The sequence below is a fragment of the Streptomyces sp. NPDC056231 genome, from assembly GCF_048270745.1.
Classification (GTDB): domain Bacteria; phylum Actinomycetota; class Actinomycetes; order Streptomycetales; family Streptomycetaceae; genus Streptomyces.
Genome location: NZ_JBLVKW010000051.1, coordinates 33565 through 57701, shown reverse-complemented (window position 1 = coordinate 57701; position 24137 = coordinate 33565). Strand labels below are relative to the sequence as shown.

The following is a 24137-nucleotide window of genomic DNA, read 5'->3' as shown; positions in this document are numbered from 1 at the left end:
CGGCGCCACTGGCCTGCCCACCGCGGTCTGAACCCAGGCCGGCACCCGGCACCACCACGCCCCGACACACCGTCAGACACCCACGCACCCAACAACGTGACAACGCCCCCTGGATGTCACGTCTCGTTGGGGGCCTGGCGTAGGGGTACGGCTGAAGCGCAAGGATCCGGGAGATCCACGCGTTCGAGGAAGGCGAGCTGCCCCGCCGACTGTGGCGGATCATGCAAACCCTGCCTCGGTGAGGGATCCTTCCGCGACCCGGTTATGAACCCTCGCAGACGACGCTAAGGTCTGCGTCAGGGCAGGGCATGGGGGCGCTGATGCTGAACGAGGCGATGGTCACGCTGGCCGTGCGGGCGGCGACCGTCCTGGTCACGGCCGCAGGTACGGACGCCTGGGAGGGCCTGCGCCGCCGCATGGCAGAGGTGATGGCCCGCCGGGACACCGAGCGCGAGCGCTTGGCGCTGGCACGGCTCGACCAGACCGCCAACGCGCTGGCCTCCGTATGCTCGGACGAGGCGGAGCACGAGCGCGAACAGGCGCGGCAAATGTCGGCCTGGCAGGTGCGCGTAGAAGCCCTCCTGGAGCAGCAAGATCCCGACGACCGCAGGCTGAGCGCCGCTGAACTGCTCGAACTCCTCGACCGCCTTGCGGCGCAGGGTGGACAGAGCGAACAGGGAGGTGTGAACAGCGGGCTCGTTAACCAAAGCGTCGTGTACGGCCCGGTGATCGTCAGTGACTCCCTGAACGTCTCGCCCGGATTCCCGCGCGGGGGCACTTCAGGCAGCCCTGTTGTCACCGGCTCCGCAGTCGCCCACTCGACGATCACCAACGTCTTCATCGCGGCGTCCAGCGTGCACAAACCGTCCGCTTGGCCCCACCAGGTAGGTCTACTGCCCCGCCGGGCCGAGGCGTTCCAGCGCACCAGCACCGTAGCCGAACTGGACGCCGCGGGAGCCGAACCCGGCACCGTCCTGCTCGTCGGCCCCGGCGGCGTCGGCAAGACGCAGGCCGCAGCCGACTTCGCGCACCGGGCCTGGCAGTCGGGGTCCGTGGACCTGCTGGTGTGGATCACCGCTGCCTCACGTGCCGCCGTGGTCGCCGGGTACGCGCAGGCCGCGGCCGAGATTACTGGGGACCGAGACCCCGATGCCGATCTAGCCGCCAGCCGGTTCCTGGTGTGGCTGACGAGCCGACCCGCCGGCCGCCCCGGACGCGTCCGCTGGCTGGTCGTACTCGACGACGTGGCCGACCCGGCCGATCTGCGCGGCCTGTGGCCACCCGAGCATCAGGACGGCCGTGTCCTGGTAACTACGCGCCGCCGGGACGCGTCCATGCGAGGCAGCGCCGACCGGATCGTGCCTGTCGGGCTGTTCACTGAGGACGAGTCGTTCGCCTACCTCGCCGAGCAGCTCGCCGTGCACGGACGGCAGGAACCGCCGACGGAGTTACGGCCCCTTGCCGCCGAACTCGGCCACCTGCCTCTCGCGTTGAGCCAGGCCGCCGCCTACCTCGTCGATGCCGGCGTTGACTGCGCGCACTACCGTCGCCGGCTCTCTGACCGGGCGACCAGCCTGGCCGACCTCACTCCCGAGCCCGGGGCGCTGCCCGATGACCAGACCACCACCCTGGCCGCCGCCTGGTCGCTGTCCGTGGAGAGCGCCGACCTGATGCGGCCGCTCGGCCTGTCCCGGCCCATGCTGCGGCTGACCTCGCTACTCGACCCGAACGGCGTCCCCGAGGTTGTGCTGACCAGCCCACCCTCTCTGCGGTACCTCGCGGACCAGCGGGATGCCGGCGCCCCGACCCCGGGGCAGCCCGCGACGGCCCGCGATGCTGTCCTCGCGCTGCGCACGCTGTACCGGTTCAGCCTCATCGACCACGACCCGGTCCACCCCGAGCAGGCGGTCCGCGTGCTGGAGACCGTGCAGCGCACGACCCGCGACTCGCTCACCGCGCAGGAACTCCACAGCCTCGCGGGGGCCGCCGCCGACGCGCTGCTTACCGCCTGGCCGTCGGTTGCGCGCGACAGCGCACTCGCCCAGGCCCTGCGCGCCAATGTCGACGCCCTCACCCTCCACGCACAGCCCTCCCTCTACCAGGGTGACCGCGCCCACCCCGTCCTCTTCATGGCCGGAGAGAGCCTGGGTGCGAGCGGCCAGGTCTTCGCCGCCCGTGAGTACTTCCTAAAGCTGGCCGCGGCCAATGACCGGATCCTTGGCGAGGACCACAACGACGCGCTGGCCGCATGGCGCCGGTTCGCCTTCTGGCAGGGCGAGAGTGGGGACACCCCGGGTGCACTCGCCACCTACGAGGAACTGCTGGAGCGGCTGCAGGAGAGCGCCGGACGCGACAGCCCGGAGACCCTCATTACCCGTGCCGACCTTGCCTGGCGCCAGGGCCACGCGGGCGATGTCTCCGGTGCCGTTACCGCGACCTCCGATCTCCTCAGCGATTTCATCCGGGTCCTGGGCCCCGACCACCCCTCCACCCTCACTACCCGCCACAACCTGGCCTGGTGGCGGGGTAAGGCCGGCGACATTGCGGGCGCCGCAGCGACAACGGCCGAGCTACTCCCCGACTTCGTCCGGGTCCTGGGCCCCGACCACCCCTCCACGCTGACCGCGCGGCACAGCCTCGCCCAATGGCGCGGGGAGGCTGGCGATGCCCCAGGCGCGGCCGCCGCGTACGAGGAACTCCTCGCCCACATGCTGTGGGTGCTCGGCCCCGAGCACCCGGCCACCCTCGCCGGCCGGCACGATCTCGCCTGGTGGCTGGGCCAGGCCGGGGACGCCGACGAAGCGGCCGACGCGTACGCACAAGTGCTCCGCGACCGTGTCCGGGTCCTTGGCGAAGACCACCCCGACACCCTCACCACCCGCGCCGACCTCGCCTGGTGGCGCGGGCAGGCCGGGAACGCCTTCGGCGCAGCCCAGGAATACGAACAAGTGCTCCGCGACCGTGTCCGGGTCCTTGGCGAAGACCACCCCGACACCCTCACCACCCGCGCCGACCTCGCGTACTGGCAGGCCATGGTCGGACACACCGTCCGCAGCGACACTTCGCCAGGCGACAGCGAGGCTGGTGATCACACCGGTGCTGGCGCCGCCGCGGGCTGCCAGGTCGAACTGTTGCTGCTCGACGACCGCAGTCCCGGCGTCGACGAGACGAGCCGCATCGCCCTGCGGCTGCACGCCGACCCCGGGCACCCCTGGGCCGTGCCGGACTCCCGCCGCCGCCCCACCCTGGAGGTGGTGGCGACCGCGCTCGGGTCGGCCAGTATCGAGCCGGGCCGGGGCTTCTACGACCACCTCGACGTCCTGGAGTTCACCTTCGTGTCCCGACGGCCCGGACGCCACGTCATCCGATTCACCCTGTACGAGAACGCCAGCGGAGCCGCCCTGCAACAGGTGGAGACCGAGCTGACGGTCACCGGGGCGGCCCCGGACAACGAGGCGCTCGTACCGACGGCCGAGCGCCGGCGGCGGTGAACCGATGCCGACTCACCTGCCCGTACGGGTGGTTCAGGACCCCAGCAACGGCTTCCGGCGGCTGCCGCACCTGGCGACTGCCGAACCCGACCTCCGCATCAGCTTCGATGTCCTCGACGGCGGCCGCCTGCAGGCACGGATGTCCGGGCCCGCGCTACCCACCCTGCGCGGCGGCGAACACAAGGCCGTCCTGTCGGCGAGCCCGGTCGAAGTTCGCTCCGCGGCCGCCCGGTTGTGCCGACGCTGGAAGCAGATCTTCGTTGACCACCAGCCCAAAGACGCCGTCGGCCGCCCGCAGTCCGACCGGCGCCGCCCGTACGCTGCGGCCGCCGATCTGCGGCACGAACCCGAAGCTGAGCTGGTGGCCATCGTGTCCCAGCTCGCCCGCAGTGGTGCCTCCGTTCTCTTCGACGTGTTGTTCGGCGGCGACGACGAGCGCGTGGAGATCTTTCGCGGCTATCTCGCGATGATGCTGGCGGGCGAGGGCCTCCGGATTCGATTCGACTCCCACGACCTTCATCTCCCTTGGCCAATGCTGTGCCTCAAGCCCCAACAGCTTGCCTATGCCCCGCCATCCGCCGAGACCAGCGAGCTCGATGCGCTGTTCTCCCTCTTCCTCGGCCACCGCCACCAGATAGAGCACACCGGCGACGCCTACCAGAGGCTGTGGCTGCCAGTGCCCGACCCGGGACCCGTGGCCGTGAGCCTGAACCACGACACCAGGATCGGCCTCAAGACCTGCGCCCCCACCGTCGCGGCCACCCTCGGTGAGGGGACCCGCTGCGAGATCCGCACCACGTACGACGAGCTCGTACGCGACCTTGGCGAGGCCGACTTCGACGAGCAACTGATGTATTTCTGGGGTCACGGAGGCTTCGAGGCGAACGGCTTGGAAGCCGCCCAGCTCGTCATCCGGCTCTCCGACGAGACCCCATTCGATGGCCACACGGTGCGTGAGGTCCGCTCCGAACACCGGCGCACGGGCACCTTCCACCCGTTCGTGCTGCTCAACGCCTGCCAGGCCGGCCACGCCGCAGGCGACGCCGACCGCGCGTTCCTCGGCCGGGTGCTCGTCGAGCACGGCGCGCAGGGTGTACTCGGCCCGCAGATCGACATGCCGCAGGCATTCGCCGCCGAGTACGCGCGGGAGTTTGTACGTCGCTTCCTGCGCGGCGGCCCGGACGACACAGCGGGCCGCATCGTCCACAACCTGTCCCGCCACTTCACCGCCGAGTTCCGCAACCCCCTTGGTTTCGCGTACGCCCTGCACTGCGGCATGGACGCCCGGGTACGCCCGGCCGAGAGAACGGACCAGCACGCATGACACCACCGCGCCCCTTGACCGGCGGGGCGGTTGCCGCGATCGACCTGGACGAGACCGGCTGGCTGCTGGACGAGGACACCGGCGAGCCGGTTGCCGAGCACCACCTCGCCCGCTACATTGCCGAACGCCTGGCGCCGCCGTCCTGGGCCACCGATATCGTCGTCTACGTTCACGGCTGGCAGACCTCGCCGCGCTCGGCGGCCCGCGCGGCCGACCGGCTGCGGGACCTCTCCGAACACGCCTTCACCACGTCCCCCGACCGCTACCCGCGGCTCGCAGAGGGCGGTTTCCGCCCCTGGACGCTAGTGGTCCGGTGGCCGTCCTCCAGTCGGGTCGGCCGGTCCGGCTACGAGCGGATCCGGGAACGCGCGCACGCGATGGGCGCCCGCGGCGGCACCGGGCACGCCGCCCATGTGATCGGCCGACTGCTCGGCTATCTCGACGCGGAACGTCCCGACCCGGCCGACGCCCCGGTCCTCGCCAACCGCGAGGGCCAATGGCTGCACCTGGTGGGGCACTCCTTCGGCTGCCGCTTCCTGTGCGAGGCGGTGCAGTGGGCGGCGGAGGCCTCGTTCGGCGACACTCTGAGCTGGAACGTGGCCGAGGAGCTGCCGTCCCGGCCCTTCACTGCCGACAGCATGCTGCTTTTCCAGATGGCGGCGCCCCGCGATGCCTTCGGCTCCCTCTTCCCGTCTCTTTTGCCGGGCGGCGATGGCACGGTCGACGGGGGGCACGATGGGGCACCGCTGCGTGGGCCGGTCGTGACGACGTACTCGCGCCACGACCGGGCCACCGGCTTCTGGCACCTACGTGCGGAACGCGAGCGGGGCATAGGCCACAGTGGGATGGCCCCAGTCCCTCTGGAGCCATCCCGGATCCGGATGCGGCGGGCCGCCGAGCAGTATCCGTTCGACAGCCTCAACCACCGGTTCGTCAGCGTCGACGCTTCCGACTTCTACGTGCGGGGCAAGCGGCTGAACCCGGCGGGCGCGCACTCGGACCATCTGCGGCCCGAGTCCGCGCACCTGCTGCTGTCGCTGGCGGACTGGTCGCGCTGATCCCGCTGGAACGGCGCTTGCGGGCGATCGTCAGTCCGTCCGCGATCGGGAGGAGAACGGACTCGTCGCGGTCGTCGGCCCGTAACTGTTGGATCTCGTCGTGCTGGGCAGCGATCCGGGAGAGGGCCTGAAGAGCGGACTGCCCCTCAGCGACCTCAGCACCAGGGTCCCGCTCGCCAAGTCGAAGCTCTCCGAGCTGCTGCGAGGCACCGGGCTCTACCCGCGGTGGGAGATCATCCTCAGCCTGGCCCTCCATCTGCAGATGCCCGGATGGCCCCTGTACCGGCTGTGGCGGCAGGCGGCGTTCGAGGCCCAGAAGTCGAGCGACTGGGTTGAACGGTGCAGCGACAAGGCCTCGGTGACAACGTCTCAGGTGCCGCCCCTGGACCACCGTGCGTTCCGCGAGATCGTGGACAACGACTACCTCTTCTATGCGCAGGTCTTCCTCGACGACGACCAGCGCGACACCGCCGTCTCCAACACCTTCGACATCCTCTGGCTGCGCTGGAACGAGGCCCTCGCCAGCCCCGACATCCGGCGCTTCGCCTGGAACACCCTGCGTACCACTGTCATGGCCCTGTGCCTGCCGATAACCTCCTCCGTGCAGGTCACGCGGCATGTTCGTATTCGTGGAGGATGCCGCCCAGACGTTCACGCCTGCGTATGCCGAGGCGGGCGATCTGCCCTGGATCGGTGATCGCCGCGGGCAAGGGGTGTAGCGGTCGGGCGTTCGCGATGCCCTGGTGCGGCCTGTGCTCGTTGTAGAAGGAATCGAACTCGCGCAGGGCGTGCAGGAGATGGCGCTGGTTCCAGATCAAGGTTCGGTCCAGGAGCTCGCGGCGGCAGGTCTGCACCCACCTCTCCATGACCGAATTCATCCTCGGCATCCGGACCCCGCTGAGCACGACCTCGATCCCCGCATCTTTCAAGATCGCGTCGAACAGCTCGGGGAACTTGCCGTCCCTGTCCCGGATCATGAAGCGCGCTCGGCAGCCCGCGTCCTCGAGGTCCATGATGAGGTTCTTCGCGGCCTGGACCACCCAGGACGCGGACGGATGCGCGGTGGCGCCCAGGATGCGGACCCGGCGGCTAGCGTGCTCGATGACGGCGAACACGTACAGCCGCGCTCCGGTCAGGGTGACCGTCTCGAAGAAGTCGCAGGCCAGCAGGGCGTCGGCCTGGGAGCGCAGGAAGCCGGCCCAGGTACTGGAGCTCCGTTCGGGCGCCGGGTCGATCCCGGCCTCCTTCAGGATCTCCCACACGGTGGAGGCGGCCACCTTCACGCCCAGCACAAGCAGCTCACCGTGCACTCTCCTGTAGCCCCAGCTGGGATTTTCGCGTGCCAGGCGCAGCACCAGGGCCCTGATCGAGTGCACGGTCCGTGGCCGGCCCGGGCGCCTGGGCCGGGACTTGGCGGCGTGCCGGCGGGCGATCAGGTCTCGGTGCCAGCGCAGGACGGTGTCCTGGCGCACCAGCAGCCGCACCCTGCGGAGCACATCCCGTGGCAGCGGGTGCACCAGCGCCGCCAGGAATGCCCGATCGCTCGGGGCGAACCGCACCCTTTTCTTGCCGAGTTGGCGCTCCAGCACCGTGATCTGATGACGCAGGGCGAGGATCTCTACCTCCTTCTCCCGATCGCTCATCGGCAGCAGCCGTAGCATCGCGAGCGCGTTCGTCACGCCGAGGTAGGCAGTCGCAGCAGCATGGTCGATCATGTTGCCGCCTGGTCGGCAGCCGCGCGAGAGCGCCGACTCCAGCGACCGCGGCCGCCATCCGCGAAACCCCGGCACACCCGTTCCCACCAGGGCGGATGAGGTATTCGGCAAGGACAGGGTCTGCGCGATCAGCCCGGTCAGCAGAACGCTGAACGTGCGGAACGTCGGAGCGGTGAAGCAGGAACGGCAGACAGCCAGGAAAGCGAACAAGGACGGCGGAATCGTGCCCACTGGAAGCATCGGCGGATCACTCTCAACAGGGTGAAACAGACACTGCCGATGCTTCTGTCTGTCCGTCACACCCCATGAGAGGTACGGCCTCTCACCACCCGATCGAGCGCATCATCACACACCAGTTCACCGACCCAGTGATCCAAAAAGTGCGAAACACGAGCCATCGGCTGGTGTGCCGTTCACGTCCGACCACCGTGACCCGATCGCCTCCCGGACCCCAGTACGCGTGGGCCACGTACACCTTCGCCCCGCCCTTGAAGCACTTCGTCCCCGGGCGCAGTTCCTGCCCGCCGACTCCGCATCGACGCCAGGCCACAACGTTCGCCGCTACCAACCAGACTGGCTCCTGCTGCGGGTCATCGGACTCGTTCACTCGCCCCCTCCTCGCGAACGGCCTGCCGGATCCACAGACGCCCATCGTAATCCGGATGGCACAAGTGCTCCGTCGAGCCCGGCTGTCATCCTCATCCGCGCTCGAATGACCAAAGAGACAGAACCTAGTCATCTTGCAGGGCGACATTACTCAGCAGGAGCAGCTGCTCGGGCGCCACGTGAGAGATTTCTTCGATCAGCTGATCCCAAGGTCCCAGGGACAGAGCCGCTACAAGGATGGTGCGCCCTGTGGGTGATGGACCGAGGCCCTGAGCGAGGGCTCCGAGCGCTTCGATAGTTGTCAAGTCAAATGAGACGTTTGCATCGCTATGAGGTTTGTAGTTCGGGTTGTGTTCGTTTGGTGGGGTCGTTGATCCAGACCTCGCCGGGTATTTCGGGTGGCTTCGGCCGACGGGCGAAGCGTTCGGGGTGGCGTTCGTAAGCCTCGGCGAGGGCGACGGCCCTCTGGTCTCTCACCTCCTGGGCGGTGCCGAAATGGACGGATGCGGGGGTGTGCAGGCCGATGCCGGAGTGCCTGTGCTCGTGGTTGTAGTAGCCGATGAACGCCTCCATCCACTCCCGGGCGTGCGTCAGGGAGCCGAAGCGTTCTGGATAGTCGGGTGCGTACTTGGTGGTGCGGAACTGGCTTTCGCTGAAAGGATTGTCGTTGCTCACCCGGGGTCGGGAATGACTCCTGGTGACACCGAGGTCGATCAACAGCTGGGAGACCTTCTTACTGGTCATCGACGTGCCGCGGTCCGCGTGGACGGTGTGGGGCACGATGCCGTTGTGCTCGATGGTCTCGCGGATCAACTCCTCGGCCCGTTCGGCCGTTTCGGCACGTTCGACGGTGTGCCCGACGATGTAGCGGCTGTAGATGTCGATGATCACGTAGGCGTGGAACCAGATGCCCTTGGCCGGTCCGGGCAGCCGCGTGATGTCCCACGTGAACACTTCCGACGGCCCGGTCGCGACCAGTTCGGGGATCGCCTTGGGTGGATGGGTGGCCTGGCGGCGGCGTTCGCCGTTCTGCCCCGCGGCGGACAGGATCCGGTACATCGTCCGCTCGGAGCACCAGTAGTTCCCTGCGTCCAGCTCACGTGCCCAGACCTGGGCGGGTGGCAGGTCGACGTACTCAGGCCGGTTCAGCAACTCCAGGATGTCGGCCCGCTCGGCCGGTGAGAGGGCCGAGGCGGGCGTGGGTCTTGGGGACGGGTTGGGCTTCGGCTTCGGGTTGATGTGGCGGTAGTGGGTGGCGCGTGAGCGTCCAGTCAGCCGGCAGGCTGCCGTGGTCCCCAACTGCCCCTGAACACCCGCGAAAGCGTCATCGATCAACGGTGCGGCGGCGTGCTTCAGTCCGCGCTCTCGGAGAGCAGCTCCAAGAGCGCGTTGGCTTTTCCCATGACCTCGAGGGCCGCGTCCCGGCGGGCCAGGTCCTTCTCCAGCCGGGCGACCTTCTTGCGCAGTCGTTCCAGCTCGGCCTGCTCGGCCGCCTGCTTCGGCCGGGCCGGAGAGGTCCGCTGGTCGGTCAGGGCGTCCAGGGCGCCGGCGTCGCGGGCCTGGCGCCATTCGATCACGTGCGAGTGGTACAGCCGCTCACGCCGCAGGATCGCGCCCTTTTCGCCGGTCGGGGCGGCGTCGTACTCGGCGACGATCCGCAGCTTGTACTCCGCGGAGAACGTTCGCCGCTTCGGACGGGGCGCCGGATCCGATCCGGAGCTACGGGGTGTGGTGCTGGCCATGCCGGGGTGTACTCCTGTCTCGCCCTTCCAGCCTAACCCGGCAAAGCGGGCGTCTCAGCCAAGGCTGTCAGAGAGGGCTTTGCTGCGGTGTTCGGGTGAGGTGATGGAGTCGGCGAGGGCGTGTGCCACGTCCAGCGCGCCCGCTTCGGTGATTCCTTTGACGATCGCAGGCAGGGAGTCTTCACGGGAGACCAAGTCGGACAGTTCGAACGCCCTGTCGATGTTGCCGGTGGCTGCGATGCGCCCTGCGACAAGGCCCAAGCTGTGCAGGCCCGCGTTCGTGTCCGAGTTCTGAAGGGCGAGTTCCAGTGCTCTTGCCGTGTCTCCGGTCGTGAGCAGATGAGCGACGACTTGGGACAGCAGCTCAGGTCCTGAATCCTCGGGCAGTCCGTCGAGGAGTTCCATGGCGCTGCCGACGTCTCCTGCCGCGAGAAACGCATACGCAGCGCAGTCCCTGTCCCAGCTGCGCAACGCCGGGGATTGTGTGGTCTGCTGCAGGTCGAGGATCTCCAGCGCAAGTTCCTTGGCCCTGCTTGGCCCTCCCATCCTGCCATGGGCCTCGGCCAGGTGCTGAAGAGCACTGGCACGGTGTGATCGCCGTGGATACCGTCGGGCCTCAGCCGCCAGGACGCGCAGGAGTTCCGCTCCTGCTGCGTCGTGTCCCACGCCGTGCAGGCCTTCGGCCACTCTGGCCAGCTGCATCGAGCGGGCGAGGTCATCCGGTTGCGTCTCGGCTGCTGCCCGGGCTCGGCAGACAAGGCGGTACCCGGCGTCGGCATGCCCTGAGTGCCCCAGCACGGTGGCCACCTCGATGAGCGTTTCCACCATGTCGTAGGGCACGACACTGTTCCGCGCTGTATGTGTGGCCTTGACCGTCACCTCGTGGGCCAGTTCCGCATGGCCGGCCCGGTCCAGCATCTCCGCCGTCCCGGTCAGCAGCTTTACCCGCCACCTCAGGTCGGTTTCCGCGTCGATGAGTTGCAGACTCTTCTCGGCGAGCCGAGCAGTACTCATTGTGTCGCCGCGTTTGGTGAGCGCGCTGCCGGCCGTGTTGAGGATCTCGGCCCGCAACGCCGCACCAGCGATGTGTTCTGCAACTTCCAGCGCTCTGTCGAAGGCGCCTGCCTTGGCGGCTGCAATGGCGACAGCGGCCAGACCGTCGTCCACGTCACTCTGATCGGAAAGGCAGCTATGGACCATGCCGATGGCTTCCGTATGCTGCCCTGTCGCCTCCAAGGCCGCGGCGACGTGGGGAAAGACCCAGGGCACGTCGTCCGGGTCGTCGATGGCCGCTGCCAGTTCCGCTGACGCGGCGGCCAATGCAGCCGCCTGGGTTTCGAGCCGAGGTGCGCTCGACATTTCTTGCGCCAGGAACGCAAGAAGCTGAGCCGGTCGGAAGCCCGGGCCCTCCCAGCCTTCGACTGAGACGACGCGATCGGCCAGTGCCTGGGCCTGCTGATCGTCGCCGGATTCGGACAGTGCCGCAGCCAGCAGGCCGTACAGGGGAGCTTGCGTGACGTGGTTTTCGACCTGGTCCACTGCCGCGACGGCCTCGGCAATGCAAAGGCCGGCGCCAGCGTCAAGCACGTCGTTTGTGCCGGTCTGGCTCGTCGCTGCGGCCCACGCAACGGCGACCGCTACCAAGGCCTTCGCCTTGGGCTCAGTACCTTCGATGTCCCGCGCCGCATGCAGGGCATCGTCGTACTGACCTGCTGCCCTTGCGAGTCCGTTGGCCATCTGCTCCAGGATGCGGTCCCGGTCATCGGAATTGGCCGCGGTCTCGGCGAGTCCCCTCGCTTGATCCACACTGCCCTCGCCGGCGAGGAACCCGGCGATCGAGGCAAGCGCTGTCACCCTGTCGTAGGAATCGCGTTGTGCCCGTGCCAGGGTGAGAGCGCGCGCGGTATGCCCGAGCCGGGCCCACAAGGCAATCAGCTTGGCAGGCATGTGGGACACCCGGTCATGGAGCCTGTCGCGTGCCGCTGCGAGCCGGAGACATCGACGTCCCTTGTGCCGTGCCCACTATCCCGCAATACCTGGTCCAGCGATGCTGCCAGCTCGCTGAGCCCGGCCCCGGTGACCTGCCACAGCCGTTCGTGCCGAGCGGCGTCACACGCCAGTGCCACCAGCCGCTCTGTCTCACCCCGCTCACTGAGCATCTGGGCATAGCCGCGCAGGAGATATTCTGGTGTCGCTGCGGGCCAGCCCGCGTCCCGGTACCGATCGGCCCACTGATGTAGCGCCCTGAGGTAGCCTGCCAGATCGTCGTCGGCCAGGAGAGCTGCCGCACGAAGGTGGATTTCCTCGTGCGCCAGGAGGTAGACGGACGGCCCGGCCGGCGCCCAGTGTGCAGAACGCTGCTGAAAACTCCGCCCGCTGACGGCGGAAAGCTCGCGCTCCACAAGGCGCGGCCGGCTCCCGCTCAACTCCGCCAGATCATCGGCGCTCAGCCCGCCGCCCGACGCCACGGTCAACCCGACCAGTTCCCGCGCCAGTCCCTTGCCGCCGAGAACCCTGAGGAGATCCTGTTCTGCGTCCCAGCGTGCCGCCTGGGCATGGCCCGACGGCGCTAGCCAGTGATCGATCTCCGTCGTCCGCAGGGGGTGGCCCCCCGGAACGTCACCAGGAACCGGTGGATGTGGACGGCCGGCCACGATCACGCGCATGCCATGCGGAAGGACGCGCGGCAGCAGTGCTGCGATGCTGTGGCAGTCTGGTCCCGCGACCACGCCGCGGTCCTCGTCCAGACCGTCCACCACGAGAACGAGCCGACGCCCGCGTTCACGGCAGAGAAGTGCCGCACGGTCCATCGTCAGCAGCAACTGTTCCTCGCGGGTGTACGGCGTGGGCAGTGGCTGTTCTTCCTGCAGCAAGGACGACAACTGCCGTTGGACGACCTCGCAGAAGGCCGCCGCATCGTTCTGCCGCGCCAGGCGGGATGTGATGAAGAAGGAGACGACATCCACTCCGGGCGGGGGATCCAGCACAAACTTCGCGAGCAGGGCCGACTTGCCCGCCCACGCAGGCGCCAGCCAGCGCCAGTACCCGCTCCTGTGTCCGCTGGCCGAGCAGAAGGACTCCAGTGCGGCAAGTTCTTCCTCCCGGCCCCGGAACTCGGTGGCGGCCAAGGCCTCAACCTGCAACAGATAACCCGACTCTGCGGCCGGCCGTGAGGCAAGGTGAAGGTGGTTGATCACACCAGAGTTGGCGACGGCCCCCAGACCCCGCGCCGACACCCCACCCGAATCCTTCACCACAGTTCTGTTGCTGGCGCTCGTCACACCCTGCTCCTTGCCCGGCCGATCGACGGTGACAGGAACCCGGCGCCCGGCAAACACAAACTCGACCGCACACCGGCGAAGCCCCGGCTAGTCGCGCCTGAAACCAGTGTTCGCACTGCCCTCATCGGCCCGCGCATCACCCGTATCCACCACAGACACAGACCCGGTTGCGACGCTGCCCGACACCGAGATCACACCGGTGTTGGCGCTTCCGTCCCCGCCGGCCACAGCCTTCCCCGTCCGCGACACCCGCACAGAAGGACCCGGCGGGGGTGCCAACAACGCGAACACACTGATGCCCAGGGCTGCGACACCAACCAGCGCGGAGACCACCCCGGCCACCTGATTCGCCCGGTCCCAGCTCAGAAACGACAACACACCAGCGAACGCTCCGACCGCCAGCCCGGTCGACACCAGGACGGCTTTACGGTTTCCAATCACGCCTTCCCCCTTCGACGCCATCCGGTGCCGTCTGCCACCGACCCGTCGCTGCGCCGCGCACACGCGCGCCAGAATTTGATACGGCCCACCCTACGCGCGGACAGCGACATCTACCGCCGGTACCCGGCTACACCCACCAGTGGCTGCCGACAGCCTGCGGGACTGGGTGCGGTGGGCCCGGCGCTGTCGCCTGGCGCCCTTCGTGAAACTCCAACGCTCCATCGTCAAACACTGGAACGCCATCACGGCTGCCGCGGAACATCAACTGAGCAACGGCCTGGTCGAGAGCATGAACACCAAGATCCGCCCTATCACCCGCATCGCCTTCGGCTTCAAGACCCCCAACGCTCTCATCGCCCTCGCCATGCTCAGCCTCGGCGGCCACCGCCCCCACCTACCCGGCCGTCAACTCGCAACCCGATGACCCACGGATCCGACAGGAGAGCCTGATTTTGACGAGCACCTCGTCCAGGTGCCGCTTGTCACCGGGCCCCGGACGGCGCCGATGTAGAGCAGCGGCATAGGCCGGGCCGGACCGGCGCGTCCACTGGTGGACTGTCTCGTGGCTGACCTCGATGCCGCGCTCGAGCATCAGCTCCTCGATGTCGCGCAGGCTCAGGTTGAAGCGGTGGTACAGCCACACGCAGTGGGAGATGACCTCCGGAGGGAAGCGGAAACCCCGGTACGACGGCGTCACCACGGACAGCCCCTCCAGCGATTCGACCAGACGGATGATCATGCCGCCTGAGAAGGCCACCACTCAACCTGACAACGCCGGCGTAGGTGCTGGTGCAGGCGCGGTCAGTGAGCAGGTGGAGGCCGGTCCCGGGTGGAGGCCGGCCTCCGGCCGTTCGTCGGGTCAGCGGCGTGGGGTCAGGGCGAGGATGTGGAGTGTGGACTGGGACGGGAGGGTCAGCGAGTGGAGCCCCTTGTCGGGGTTCACGGGTACGGTGTTGACGTAGAGGCGGTAGTTGAGGCCGTAGTTGGCGGGGCCGGACGGGGTGACCCGGTGGTCGGTGGTGACGGCGATGCGGGCCCCGTTGGCCGTGGGGGCGTCCGTCAGCCAGTTGGGCAGATAGAGGTTCGCCGTGTCGGTGGTGCCGTCCGTGTAGTGGACGGTGACCTGGCCGGTGATGCCGCCCGCCGAGGCACCGAGGAAGCCGATCTCGCGGGCGCGGCCGCTCAGGGCGATCTCTCTGCCGCCACCCGCGACGTTGTCCCAGCGGCCCGGACCGTAGTCGGGGAGCGTGAAGGACAGTCCGTCGACGGTCAGTTGGGTGCCCGGTGCGGCGCCGGCCGCCGTCAGTGCCTCGGCGGAGTAGCTGTTGCCGCTGTCGAACGAGCCCTCTGCCGGATGGGCGTCGCGGGCGATCATGGTGCTGTTGTACGCATCGGAGAGGCGCGCCAGCGGCAGGGACGCTGGGACGGCCGCGGTGGTGACGGCGGTGCCCGAGGCGAGCGGGTATGCGGCTCGGGCCCGTACGGAGCCCGCGGACTCCCTGAGGTCGGCGGCGGGCGGGGTGACCGTGAACTCGGCGGTGGCGGTGGCCCCGTCGGACACGGTGTCCAGGGACTGCCGGTCCGGGGTGACCTGCCAGCCCTCGGGGGCGTCCAGGGTGAGGACCACGCCGGAGAGTGGGGCGCCGGTGCTGTTGGTGAAGCTCACCTTCACCGTGCCCGGGGCGCCGCGCGTGTAGAGCGCCGGGGCGAGGGCGACCCGGGCGGGCGGTGCGGTGGGGCAGAGGGCGCTCATGCCGGCCGGGCCCAGGTCGTCGACGACCAGGTCGTCCAGGACGAAGGCGTCGCCCCGGTTGCGCTTGATGCCGAGCCACATGTCGCCGCAGCCGGCCCCACCGGTGATCACGGTCTGTTCGTACACCCGGTGCGTGGCCGAATGCTGCGGCGGCAGGCTGTCGTCCCAACCAGCCGGAATGGAAAGTGTGTTGGGCGGTGCGGCGTCGAGGGCACGGGTGGTGGTGGGCGGCAGCAGGTCCTCGGTGACGGCGGAGCCGCCGTCCCGGGCGACGACGGCGCGGTAGTCCGATCCGGGGTCCGCCTGGTACGAGAAGCGGATGCGGTAGGCGCGGCCCGGGGCGAAGCGCAGGGTCTGCGGCATGGTGCGGTAGACGACCCCCGTGCTGTCGGAGAGGGTCTTGAGGGAGAAGCGGCCGCTGACGGTGTCACGGGTGTAGTTCTCATGGGTCTCGGAGAGGTGTGTGCGGTTGCCTTCGCCCCCGCCCGTGTAGACGAACGGACCCCAGCCCTCGTCCACATGCTCGAAGTCTTCGGCGAACCAGTGGCCGCCGTACTCCGGATCGGCGCCCTCGTTCGCGACCACCCGTACGTCGGCGAAATCCACCCGGGTGCCCTCGGCGCCCGCCTCGGCGGACAGGGTGAGCAGAGCCGTGCCCCTGCCGTGCCCGGGAACGGTGAACAGCACCTTCATCCGCTGGAACGAAGTGCGGTACCAGCGGGCGTTGTTGACCTTGTGGGTCAGCGGCGAGGAGGTGGCCCAGACGGTGGTCTCCGAGCCGCCGTGACCACTGACGGTGAGGGCGGCTTTGCGGGTGCCCGTGATGCGTACCCACACCGAGGCGGAGTAGGTGCCAGGAGTCAGGCGGGCCAGCCGCTGGGCGGCGGTGCGCGCGCCGGTCGCCGCGATCCGCAGATACGGGAGACCGTTGCCGTCGTCGGTGACGGTGACCTGGCCGGTTTCGGGCACCGTCCAGCCGTCGGTGGTGCGGCTCGTGAAGGAGGGGTTGGCGAGGAGGCCGCCCCTGCCGTAGTCGGGGTCGCGCAGCGAAGACGGCACGGTGCGATAGAGGACGTACGCGGTGGTTGCGTCGGCGGTCACGGTGACGGTGCCGCGGGTGACGGGAAGGTCGCCGATGTGGGTGCGGCCGTCCTCGCCGAGCCGGTAGAGGCCGACGGTCTCGCACTGCGCCCACTTCGCCGGAAGCTGCCAACTGGTCGCGCCGCCCGCCGGGTTCCAGTGGTAGATCTTCCGCGGATCGGCCTCGTCGGTGGGCTCCCAGGGGAGGAAGATGGTCGTCCCGTCCGCTATCAGCCGTCCGTTCCAGGTGATCCTGGCCGCGCCGGTCGCGTCGCTGACGGAGACCCCGCTCGTCAGGTCGACCTGATGGGCGGTCATCCGCTGGATCTCGAAGTGCTGGAGGAACTTCGTCGGCAGATTGACGGTGAAGGTGGCCTTCAGCCAGTTCTTCAGGTTCTGCTGGCTCCGCCAGCCCATGTAGTGGGTGTTGTCTGCCCCGCGCAGCAGTGAGGTGCGGTTCCAGGCGTCCCGCTGGTGGTTGCGGATGAACCGGATGATCTTCGACTTGAGGCCACTGCCGGTCTGTCCCGCGTACGTGAAGACGCTGTCCCGCTCGAACTGGGCGTCCGCCTCGCCTCCGAGAGGCAGTCCCGCGCCGGTGATCACCTGCCCCTGGCGGGCCGGGGCCCAGCCGCCGGTCCAGTAGGTGTCGGAGTAGACGAAGCCGAGGTGCGGCAGATCGTCGGTGAGTCCGGCGAACCGCTTCGCGAACGCCCCGGTCGCCTGGTCCTTGACCGTGTCGGTGTGCCACGACTGGTCCATCCACCGCCAGCCGAGGTCGGCCACGCCGTTGCTGCGGTCCCAGCGGAAGCTGCGCGACTCCGGATACTCCTCCCAGGCGTTGATGTGCACGCCCACCGCCGCGTTGTAGCGACGGGACTCCTTGGTGAGCGTGCGCAGCGCCGCAAGGCCGCCGGCCCGGGTGTTGTAGTGACCCGCATAGTCCATGTGACCGCTGTCGTGCCCCTCGGACTGATAGCCCTTGAGGAGGATCGCCTGCGGCAGCCCGTCCGTGTGCAGGTAGGTGCGGCGGATCTCGTCGAGCGTGGTGAGGAACGGCTGGTCTGCGTTGCTGGCGATGTTGATCGCGATGCCCTGCACCACGCGGGTGCGGCTCCAGTCGTCCGCGTACGGGTTGCGCATGATCGTACGGAAAGCGATGGCGGCGTCCTGCCAGTCGGCGACGCCGTCGCCGTTGCGGTCGGCGGTGACGACGACCGCGGCCTCGGGCAGGCCGAACACCTTGCCGTCCGCGCCCCGGTAGACCCATTCACCGCTTGCGATCTCCGTGTGGTGGACCCCGGCGACATCGCTGGTGCGGTACATCAGCCGGTCCTGGGCGCAGGTGAACGACTCGACGGCGGCGGCCAGTCGGCCGGTGTCGAGCATCGCGTAGGAGGTGCGCCGCCAGGTGGCGTCGGCGGTCGCGTCGGCCGACGCGACGAACACGTCGGCGGCCTCGGGCCCGCCGAGTCCGTACGTCAGGGGGCAGTGCGAGAGGGCGGCCTGCTGGGCGGCGGAGGCGGAGACCAGGCCCAGGCCGGGTAGTCCGAAGGTGGAGATGCGGGTGGCGCCGCGCTCCGTGATGCGTACGGCCCTGAAGCGCAGGACGTTGCCCTTGAGGGTCAGTTCGGCGTCCACGGATATGTCCAGTTCGGGGACGGAGATCCGGTAGGCGGCCCGGTCCGCGGAGAGCTGCGAGGTGACGGCCGGAGTGTAGTCGGTGCCGTTGATGCGTACGGTACGGACCGATTCGACGGCGCCGCCCAGGGTGTCCCCGGTGGCCGTCCAGCGGTAGCCGACAACTCGGGGGAAGTCGGGATCTACGGTCACCGTCAAGGTTTCGGAGACCAGCTCGCCGCGGCGGTCGGACGCCCATGCGGGCAGTGCCCCCGATGCCCAGATTCCGGTGACGGCGCCTGCGGCCGCGGTGGTTCTCAGGACGGTGCGGCGGCTGGGGCCCGGGTCGGTGGATTCCTGCTGGTCCATGGGGTGGTTCCCTCCTGCGGGTGGGATGCGGTCCAAGCGTGGTGGTCAGTCTGAGATGTGACGATTCATCGGACCATGGACAGCGCTGTGGAGCCCCTTGGACTTTTCTCTTGTCGAGCAGACGGATCCGTCAATTACGCGGTGAGGCCCAGAGGGTGGAGCGTTGAGGCGGCTTCACCAGTCGAATCCCAGGGTGTCAGTATCTGCACCCAAAGCAGAGCGCATGCGCATCCATTCGAAGGAGTTCGAAGATAGGTCGGATGTGTGCGTGGTTCGTGCTGAGGCGCGCTGCTGCTGAGATGCGGCTGCGGCAGTGTTGCCGCCGACCACGGCCGGGGATCAGCCGCCCGAGCTGTCGGTCACTGCGGTGCTACGTGCATTCAGACCTGCCGGGCTCGAAAAGTCATCGCTGCCAGTCAAGCGGCGTAGCGGTACTCGTTGAGGGTGCCGCCGGGGACGCGGGTGCGTAGGAGCCTGCGGTTGCCCAGATCGTGCGCAGTGGCGGGTTGATCCTGAGCGTCGGGCGGCAGTTGACTCCGGGACCGATGGGGCCGATGCGTGTTGTGGTGCCGTTGGATGTCAGCGAGAACGTGTCGGGCGTGAGCCTCGTTCATGACCAGGACGTGATCCAGTGAGAGCAATCGTCAATTCCTGTGGATCACCGCGAGGAGCCTCAAGTGGCCTGGAGCCATTGATCGAGGACTGCGAAGTCTTCATTGGTGAGGTCGCGGGACGACGCGATGCGGTGGAGGAGGGCCGGGGTCGGGTGGTGGGTGGACACCCAGTCTCGATCGGCGTCGGTGATCTCGTCGTCGACCCAGACGAACGGGCGTCCGTCCGCCCATGCCGCCAGGGTTCGGGTCTTCCAGTGGAGTCCGTACCACTGGTCCTCGCGTTCATGCGCGTCGGAGTGTTCCGGCCAGTGCACGAGCGGCAGGGGCGGCAGGCCGAGTCGGGGTGCTATGTCAGTGTTCGCCTCCTCCTCCCAGGTGGTGGCCCAGACCAGCTCGCACGGCAATGCCGCGAGGCGAGGCCCGAGGCGCGGGTCGAGCCGCGTCAGGTGCGAATCTGTCGCAGTGCTTGACGGCTCGCGCTGCGGGACGTCGCCGAACGGCAGGAGAGGTCCGTCGACGTCCAGCAACAGCAGCGGGCGTTCCTTGCGCCGACTCATGCCGCAGCCTTGTGCTCACGCTCGATCAGGACTCCGCGTTCGAATCGGGCGCCGGTGCGGACGAGGGCGACGAGGTGGGTTGCGGTGATCGCGCGCCAGCGAGCCTGGGCGGACTCGGCGAGCTTGAACACCATCGCCAGGGCCGCAGCCGGGCTGCCGGCGCCGCGCAGGTGGCGGTCAGTGACGAGGAGCCACCGATGCGCACCGCGGCCGGCCGGCCGGCCGCGGTGCGTCGGCTCAGCGGGCGTACACCTCGACTTCGGCCAGCGACAACGGCGTGTTGTCCGCCTCCAGCTGGATCCGCACGTAGCGGCCGCGGCCGTTGAGCTTCACGGTACGTCGGTCGCCGGCCGGCCCGGCGATCCGTACCGCCGTCACCCCGGGCGCGGTGCGCGACGCGGTCAGGTCTCCGGAGGTGAACTCGCTGTCGGAAGTCATGACCCAGAAGTTACTCAACCGCTGGTTGTACGGGGTGTCGGTGCGGTTGTAGAGCCACACCTGACCGATGTCGGTCGATGCTCCGAGGTCGACCTGCCACCATGCCTGGTTCGACGCCTCGACGGTGTGGGTGACGCTGCCGGCCGTATAGACACCGTTGGTGTTGCCGTCGACCGCGCGCTCGGGCACACCACCGTACGCGGTCGAGTGCTGCTTGACCGACTTGCCCTTGGCGAGGTTCGGAGTGCTGGGCTTCACGATGTCCCACGAGATGGCTCGGCCGGTCACGTACTCGGAGGTCATCGGCGTGTCGACGGTGAGCTTGACGATGAGGTCCGGGCCCGGCTTGGTGATCCCGTCGAGGTTCAGCAGCACGTCGCCTTGTGCGTCCTCGGTGAACGGCACCTTCTGACCTTCGAGGGTGACCGCCGAGCTCACCTTGGCATTGAGGCAGGGAAGCCGGAGCTTGAATCCCGACTGCTCCTCGAGGACGTGCACGTAGATCTTCTTGTTGCGGTACGTCGCCCCAGCCACCTGGCTCGGGCGGTACGGCCCGCCGCGCGTTCCGACGATTGCGGTCCGGTACGTGCCCATCCACTGGCCGACCTGCTTCAGAGTCGCGGTGACGTCGTCCTCCAGGTAGCCGGTCTTCGTCGGCGGTACGTTGAACAGCAGGTTGCCGTCACCAGCGGCGGTCTGGGCGATCGTCCTGACCACCGTCGGGTAGTCGATCTTCGTGGCGTCCGGATGCCAGGACCACTTCCCTCCTGGGGTGATGCTGATGCATGACTCCCACGGGCGGGTCGCGTTGAACTTGCCCACTACCCCTTCGGGCGTGTCGTAGTCCGCGGCCAACGTGTCCGGCAGCGGCTCGAAGTCCATGCTCTTGTAACCGCGGTTGTTGATGAGGATGCCGGGCTGCAGCTTCCGCGGAATCGTGTTGAGAAGCGGCGGGCGGAATACTGACATGTGCGTGAAGGGCATGTGGTCGTACCAGAGGAAGTCGACCTTCCCGTACTGCGTGAGCAACTGATGGAGCTGTTCCATCATGTACTCGTAGTAGGCGTCGTAGTCACCCTTGAGGTAGTCGGGCTGAGTCCAGTCGCGCCCGGAGTAGTAGAAGCCCAGCTTGAGACCGGCCTTCCGGGTCGCCTCCGCGATCTCCCGCGTCAGGTCGCGTCCGGACTTCCCCAGAGGCGTCTCGGGGAAGTCGGCGTAGAAGGACTTGCCGACGTTGTTCGCGCGGAAGTTCGGATATCCGTCGTGGTGCTTGGTCGTGAAGACGAGGTAGGTCATGCCGGCGGCCTTGGCCGTGGAAACGAGCTTGGTCGCCCAGTCCGGCTCGGGCAGGAAGTCGCGGTAAGCGACGTCGTAGACCGGGTCGGACTTCACCGACGGGTCGCGGTACTGATTACCCCCCGGCTCACCCGGGCGGTAGGCGTTGCGCCCCCAGCTGATCTCCCGGCCGAGGACGGATGACGGGTTGAAGTGCACGAACATGCCGAAGCGCAGCGAAGCGAGGACATTTCCGGCGTTCTGCGGGTCCAGCCCGGCCACGCGGGCGACCTCGTCCTGCTGGGCGCCGGCCTGCGCCCATGCCGGGGAGCCGGCCGCGACGGCGACAGGCACGGCAGCCATGGTCGCCAGCAGCCCGCGGCGGCTGAACCTTGTGGATTCGTTCCCGTCCGCTCTGCCGGCGGGAAGGGGTGTGTGTGACATGCGACTCTCCTTCTATGGGCTGTGCTGGGTGGAACGACACGCGGCCCGCTCGAGGCCGCGTGGGATCAGCGGGCAGGGATCATTGGCAGTTCTTGCCCACCGAGTTCAGGTACACGTTCTGTGGAGCGGCCAGCGACACCGGCTTGGCTCCCGGTCCCAGAACCAGGAAGGAGCCTGGACGCGGCCACCGCACTCGGCCGGCTGCCGGCGCACCATGCCCGACGTACTGGCCCCCTCTGCGCGCCGAGTCCGCCGCGGTCGCGGGATCGTCAGCGGTGGGCACCGTGGCCCACTCCGAGACGGGCATGGTCAGCCTGTTTTCGTTAGCGACCCCTCGCACGTCGGGGCCGCCGTTCTGGATTGACGGCTGCGGTCGGCTGCAGCGTACGGATCACTGTGATCCGTCACGGAAGTGGTAGCGCCGGCGGCGTCCGGCCACAGTTGGTCCCGTCCAGCCAGATCTCATTCGATCTGGCCTTACTTGGTGAGCGCGTCGTACAGGGCGTTCAAGGTCGGGTTGATCGACACGTGCACATGGGTCCGGCTCCTTCGTGTTGCAGAGCGGCGCGCTGGAGGTGGCGACACACTCACAGTGGGGTCGGCAGCAGCCACCATAAGTCACGGCATACATAGGATCAATAGTTCTGACGCGGAGAGATTGCTCGCGAGGAATATGCCCATCGAGCCGTTGACTCAAGGTGCCAACGAGACTTCTGTTACCTGGCTTTGGGGCAACTTGTTGCATTGATGCCTCGTCAAGCAGGCCTCATCGGCGTCTCCTCCGGCGGCATACGCTTACCGGCCACCGGGGTTCCTCCTGCACGGACCACTTATTGGTCCGATGTATGCCCCTCCCTGGCTTGCCGACGCCCACCCTCTGGTCGACCGCGACGACGTGATCGTGGGCGCTGGTCGCACGCAGCCGAAGGCCTCAACCGCAGGAACTCGGCTTCGGCTCGGGCATGACCTGCCGGGGCCGTCTGGCCGAGTGGACCGGGGCCGGGGTATGACCCCGGCTGCACGAGGCCTTCCTCGCCAAACTCGTCGGCGATGGCGTGACCGGTTCGCTGTGCCGGTTCAGCCGGCCGCGGAGGCGGGGTTGAACAGCCGCTGTTCGACATGGAGGAGGGCGGCGCGTACGGCGCCGAGGGCGACGGACTCCTCGCCGAGCGCCGAGGCTTCGACGCGGGGCGGGAACAGGCACAGGTCCGCCAGGTGGCGCCGCACGGGCTCGGTGATGGCCTCGCCGGCACGAGAGATACCGCCACCGACGACGACCAGGGCAGGGTCGATGGTCATGGCCATGGCTGCCACGCCGGTCGCCAGGTCGAAGGCGAAGCGATCGACGAGTTCCGCTGCGGCCTGAATGCCGTTGTGGGCGTCGGTGAAGACGCGCATGGCGAAGTCGCCCGAGGTACTGGCGGGGGTGTAGCGCCCCAGGCGGCGGTACGAGTTCTCCCAGTCCAGGAGCTTGAGCGTGCCGATCTCACCGGCGGCGCCATGATGGCCCCGGTAAGGCTTGCCGTCGATGAGGACGCCGGCGCCGAGCCGGTGGCCGGCGTGAATGTAGACGACCGCCTCGACACCTTTGGCGACGCCCCGCCACTGCTCGGCGAGGGCAGCCATGCCCATGTCGTTCTCGGCGCGTACCGGGCCATCGGTTGTCACTCCGACGTCTTCCAGCACGCGGGCGAACTCGGTGGACAGGTTGACGCCTGCCCAGTCGGGCATGGCGTTGCACAGCACGACCCTGCCCTCGGCGTCGATCACGCCGGGGGAGCCCACCACGGCTGCGAACAGATCAGGTTCCCCGGGGGCTGAGTCAGCGGCCAGACACGCCTGGACCGCCTGACGGATGGCCGCCAGGCGATCCGTCAGGGCCAGATCGGGGTCGAGCCGGACGCGATGCTCCGAGGTGACATGTCCGGCCAGGTCCGCCGTGATCGCCAGGGCCTTGTGGGCGCCGATGTCCACGCCCAGTACGCGGCCGGCGGCGGCGTTGAACGCGTAGCGTTTGGCGGGACGGCCGGGAGCGCGGTTGGCCGGGTCCGACGGCGGGGCTTCGGCGATCCGGCCCTGCACCAGGAGTTCGCTGACGCCCTCCTCGCAGGTCGGCCGGGACAGTCCGGTGGCGGTGGCGATCTCGGTGACCGTCTGCGGGCCGCCCTCGTAGAGCGCGCGCAGCATCGCCGCCAGGTTGAGCCGCCGCAGCACGGACGGGTCGCCGCTCCGTATGCGCATCTTCACCCTCTCCCGTTTCCACCGGAACGCTACCGTGCGGAACCTCTTGACAATCTGCCGTGGGCCGCCTTGAATCCCGCTCCGAGAT

Annotated in this window: 12 protein-coding genes and 4 pseudogenes; 5 read left to right on the top strand and 11 right to left on the bottom strand. The window is 68.6% G+C overall.

The genetic code is table 11. The annotated features are described in order from the left end of the window. Nucleotides 1-320: 320 nt before the first annotated feature. The 4 genes from ACNPQM_RS30300 (at nt 321) to ACNPQM_RS30285 (ending at nt 6570) form a co-directional block, all read left to right on the top strand. On the top strand, nt 321-3491 hold the full coding sequence (locus ACNPQM_RS30300) for a tetratricopeptide repeat protein (protein ID WP_418086456.1): 3171 nt from the start codon (nt 321-323) through the stop codon (nt 3489-3491). A gap of 4 nt (nt 3492-3495) precedes the next feature. After that, nucleotides 3496-4815 carry a CHAT domain-containing protein gene (locus tag ACNPQM_RS30295; RefSeq protein ID WP_418086455.1) on the top strand — a complete coding sequence of 440 codons (1320 nt, stop codon included), beginning with the start codon at nt 3496-3498 and terminating at the stop codon, nt 4813-4815. Further along, nucleotides 4812-5873: a hypothetical protein gene (locus ACNPQM_RS30290; protein ID WP_418086454.1), complete on the top strand. Its 1062-nt coding sequence runs from the start codon at nt 4812-4814 to the stop codon at nt 5871-5873. Before ACNPQM_RS30295 ends, ACNPQM_RS30290 begins: the two co-directional genes overlap by 4 nt. 100 nt (nt 5874-5973) lie before the next feature. After that, complete coding sequence (locus tag ACNPQM_RS30285; RefSeq protein ID WP_418086453.1) at nt 5974-6570, top strand: hypothetical protein; 597 nt, start codon at nt 5974-5976, stop codon at nt 6568-6570. Here the strand turns inward: ACNPQM_RS30285 and ACNPQM_RS30280 are convergent. The 5 genes and pseudogenes from ACNPQM_RS30280 to ACNPQM_RS30260 all read right to left on the bottom strand — a co-directional run bounded on the left by ACNPQM_RS30280 (nt 6482) and on the right by ACNPQM_RS30260 (nt 13658). Next, entirely contained in the window at nt 6482-7588 is a 1107-nt protein-coding gene (locus ACNPQM_RS30280; RefSeq protein WP_418086452.1) for an integrase core domain-containing protein, read from the bottom strand. The genes ACNPQM_RS30285 and ACNPQM_RS30280 overlap by 89 nt on opposite strands. Before the next feature lie 933 nt (nt 7589-8521). Then, nucleotides 8522-9936 (bottom strand): annotated as a pseudogene (locus tag ACNPQM_RS30275) (IS3 family transposase). A 54-nt stretch (nt 9937-9990) separates the two neighbouring features. After that, a complete protein-coding gene (locus ACNPQM_RS30270) occupies nt 9991-11883 on the bottom strand; it encodes a hypothetical protein (protein WP_418086451.1) in 1893 nt (630 codons plus the stop codon). Further along, nucleotides 11868-13217 carry a hypothetical protein gene (locus ACNPQM_RS30265; RefSeq protein WP_418086450.1) on the bottom strand — a complete coding sequence of 450 codons (1350 nt, stop codon included), beginning with the start codon at nt 13215-13217 and terminating at the stop codon, nt 11868-11870. The genes ACNPQM_RS30270 and ACNPQM_RS30265 overlap by 16 nt, the downstream gene beginning before the upstream one ends. An 87-nt stretch (nt 13218-13304) precedes the next feature. After that, the gene (locus tag ACNPQM_RS30260) at nt 13305-13658 is read right to left on the bottom strand and encodes a hypothetical protein (RefSeq protein ID WP_418086449.1); all 354 of its coding nucleotides are present in this window, start codon (nt 13656-13658) and stop codon (nt 13305-13307) included. 154 nt (nt 13659-13812) lie between these two features. Here ACNPQM_RS30260 and ACNPQM_RS30255 point away from each other — a divergent pair. Continuing rightward, a pseudogene (locus ACNPQM_RS30255) lies at nt 13813-14082 on the top strand (transposase); the annotation flags it as partial. 24 nt (nt 14083-14106) lie between these two features. On the opposite strand, the pseudogene ACNPQM_RS30250 reads toward ACNPQM_RS30255, so the two are convergent. From ACNPQM_RS30250 to ACNPQM_RS30225, 6 genes and pseudogenes are all read right to left on the bottom strand, one after another. Then, nucleotides 14107-14397 (bottom strand): annotated as a pseudogene (locus ACNPQM_RS30250) (IS6 family transposase); the annotation flags it as partial. A gap of 120 nt (nt 14398-14517) precedes the next feature. Continuing rightward, the gene (locus ACNPQM_RS30245) at nt 14518-18480 is read right to left on the bottom strand and encodes an endo-alpha-N-acetylgalactosaminidase family protein (protein ID WP_418086448.1); all 3963 of its coding nucleotides are present in this window, start codon (nt 18478-18480) and stop codon (nt 14518-14520) included. 673 nt (nt 18481-19153) lie between these two features. Then, nucleotides 19154-19651, bottom strand: coding sequence for an HAD domain-containing protein (locus tag ACNPQM_RS30240; protein WP_418086447.1), 498 nt, complete (start codon nt 19649-19651; stop codon nt 19154-19156). Then, a pseudogene (locus tag ACNPQM_RS30235) lies at nt 19648-19818 on the bottom strand (IS256 family transposase); the annotation flags it as partial. The pseudogene ACNPQM_RS30235 and the gene ACNPQM_RS30240, both read right to left, overlap by 4 nt. 70 nt (nt 19819-19888) lie before the next feature. Continuing rightward, nucleotides 19889-21808: an alpha-L-fucosidase gene (locus ACNPQM_RS30230; RefSeq protein ID WP_418086446.1), complete on the bottom strand. Its 1920-nt coding sequence runs from the start codon at nt 21806-21808 to the stop codon at nt 19889-19891. Nucleotides 21809-22885: 1077 nt separating this feature from the next. Then, complete coding sequence (locus ACNPQM_RS30225) at nt 22886-24049, bottom strand: ROK family protein (RefSeq protein WP_418086445.1); 1164 nt, start codon at nt 24047-24049, stop codon at nt 22886-22888. Nucleotides 24050-24137: the final 88 nt, after the last annotated feature.

Excerpts from the sequence above, each read along its gene's own strand:
- ACNPQM_RS30300 (WP_418086456.1), top strand. The coding sequence starts at position 321 with ATGCTGAACGAGGCGATGGTCACGCTGGCCGTGCGGGCGGCGACCGTC.
- ACNPQM_RS30295 (WP_418086455.1), top strand. The coding sequence starts at position 3,496 with ATGCCGACTCACCTGCCCGTACGGGTGGTTCAGGACCCCAGCAACGGC.
- ACNPQM_RS30290 (WP_418086454.1), top strand. The coding sequence starts at position 4,812 with ATGACACCACCGCGCCCCTTGACCGGCGGGGCGGTTGCCGCGATCGAC.
- ACNPQM_RS30280 (WP_418086452.1), bottom strand. The coding sequence starts at position 7,588 with ATGATCGACCATGCTGCTGCGACTGCCTACCTCGGCGTGACGAACGCG.
- ACNPQM_RS30270 (WP_418086451.1), bottom strand. The coding sequence starts at position 11,883 with ATGCCTGCCAAGCTGATTGCCTTGTGGGCCCGGCTCGGGCATACCGCG.
- ACNPQM_RS30245 (WP_418086448.1), bottom strand. The coding sequence starts at position 18,480 with ATGGACCAGCAGGAATCCACCGACCCGGGCCCCAGCCGCCGCACCGTC.
- ACNPQM_RS30240 (WP_418086447.1), bottom strand. The coding sequence starts at position 19,651 with ATGAGTCGGCGCAAGGAACGCCCGCTGCTGTTGCTGGACGTCGACGGA.
- ACNPQM_RS30230 (WP_418086446.1), bottom strand. The coding sequence starts at position 21,808 with ATGTCACACACACCCCTTCCCGCCGGCAGAGCGGACGGGAACGAATCC.
- ACNPQM_RS30225 (WP_418086445.1), bottom strand. The coding sequence starts at position 24,049 with ATGCGCATACGGAGCGGCGACCCGTCCGTGCTGCGGCGGCTCAACCTG.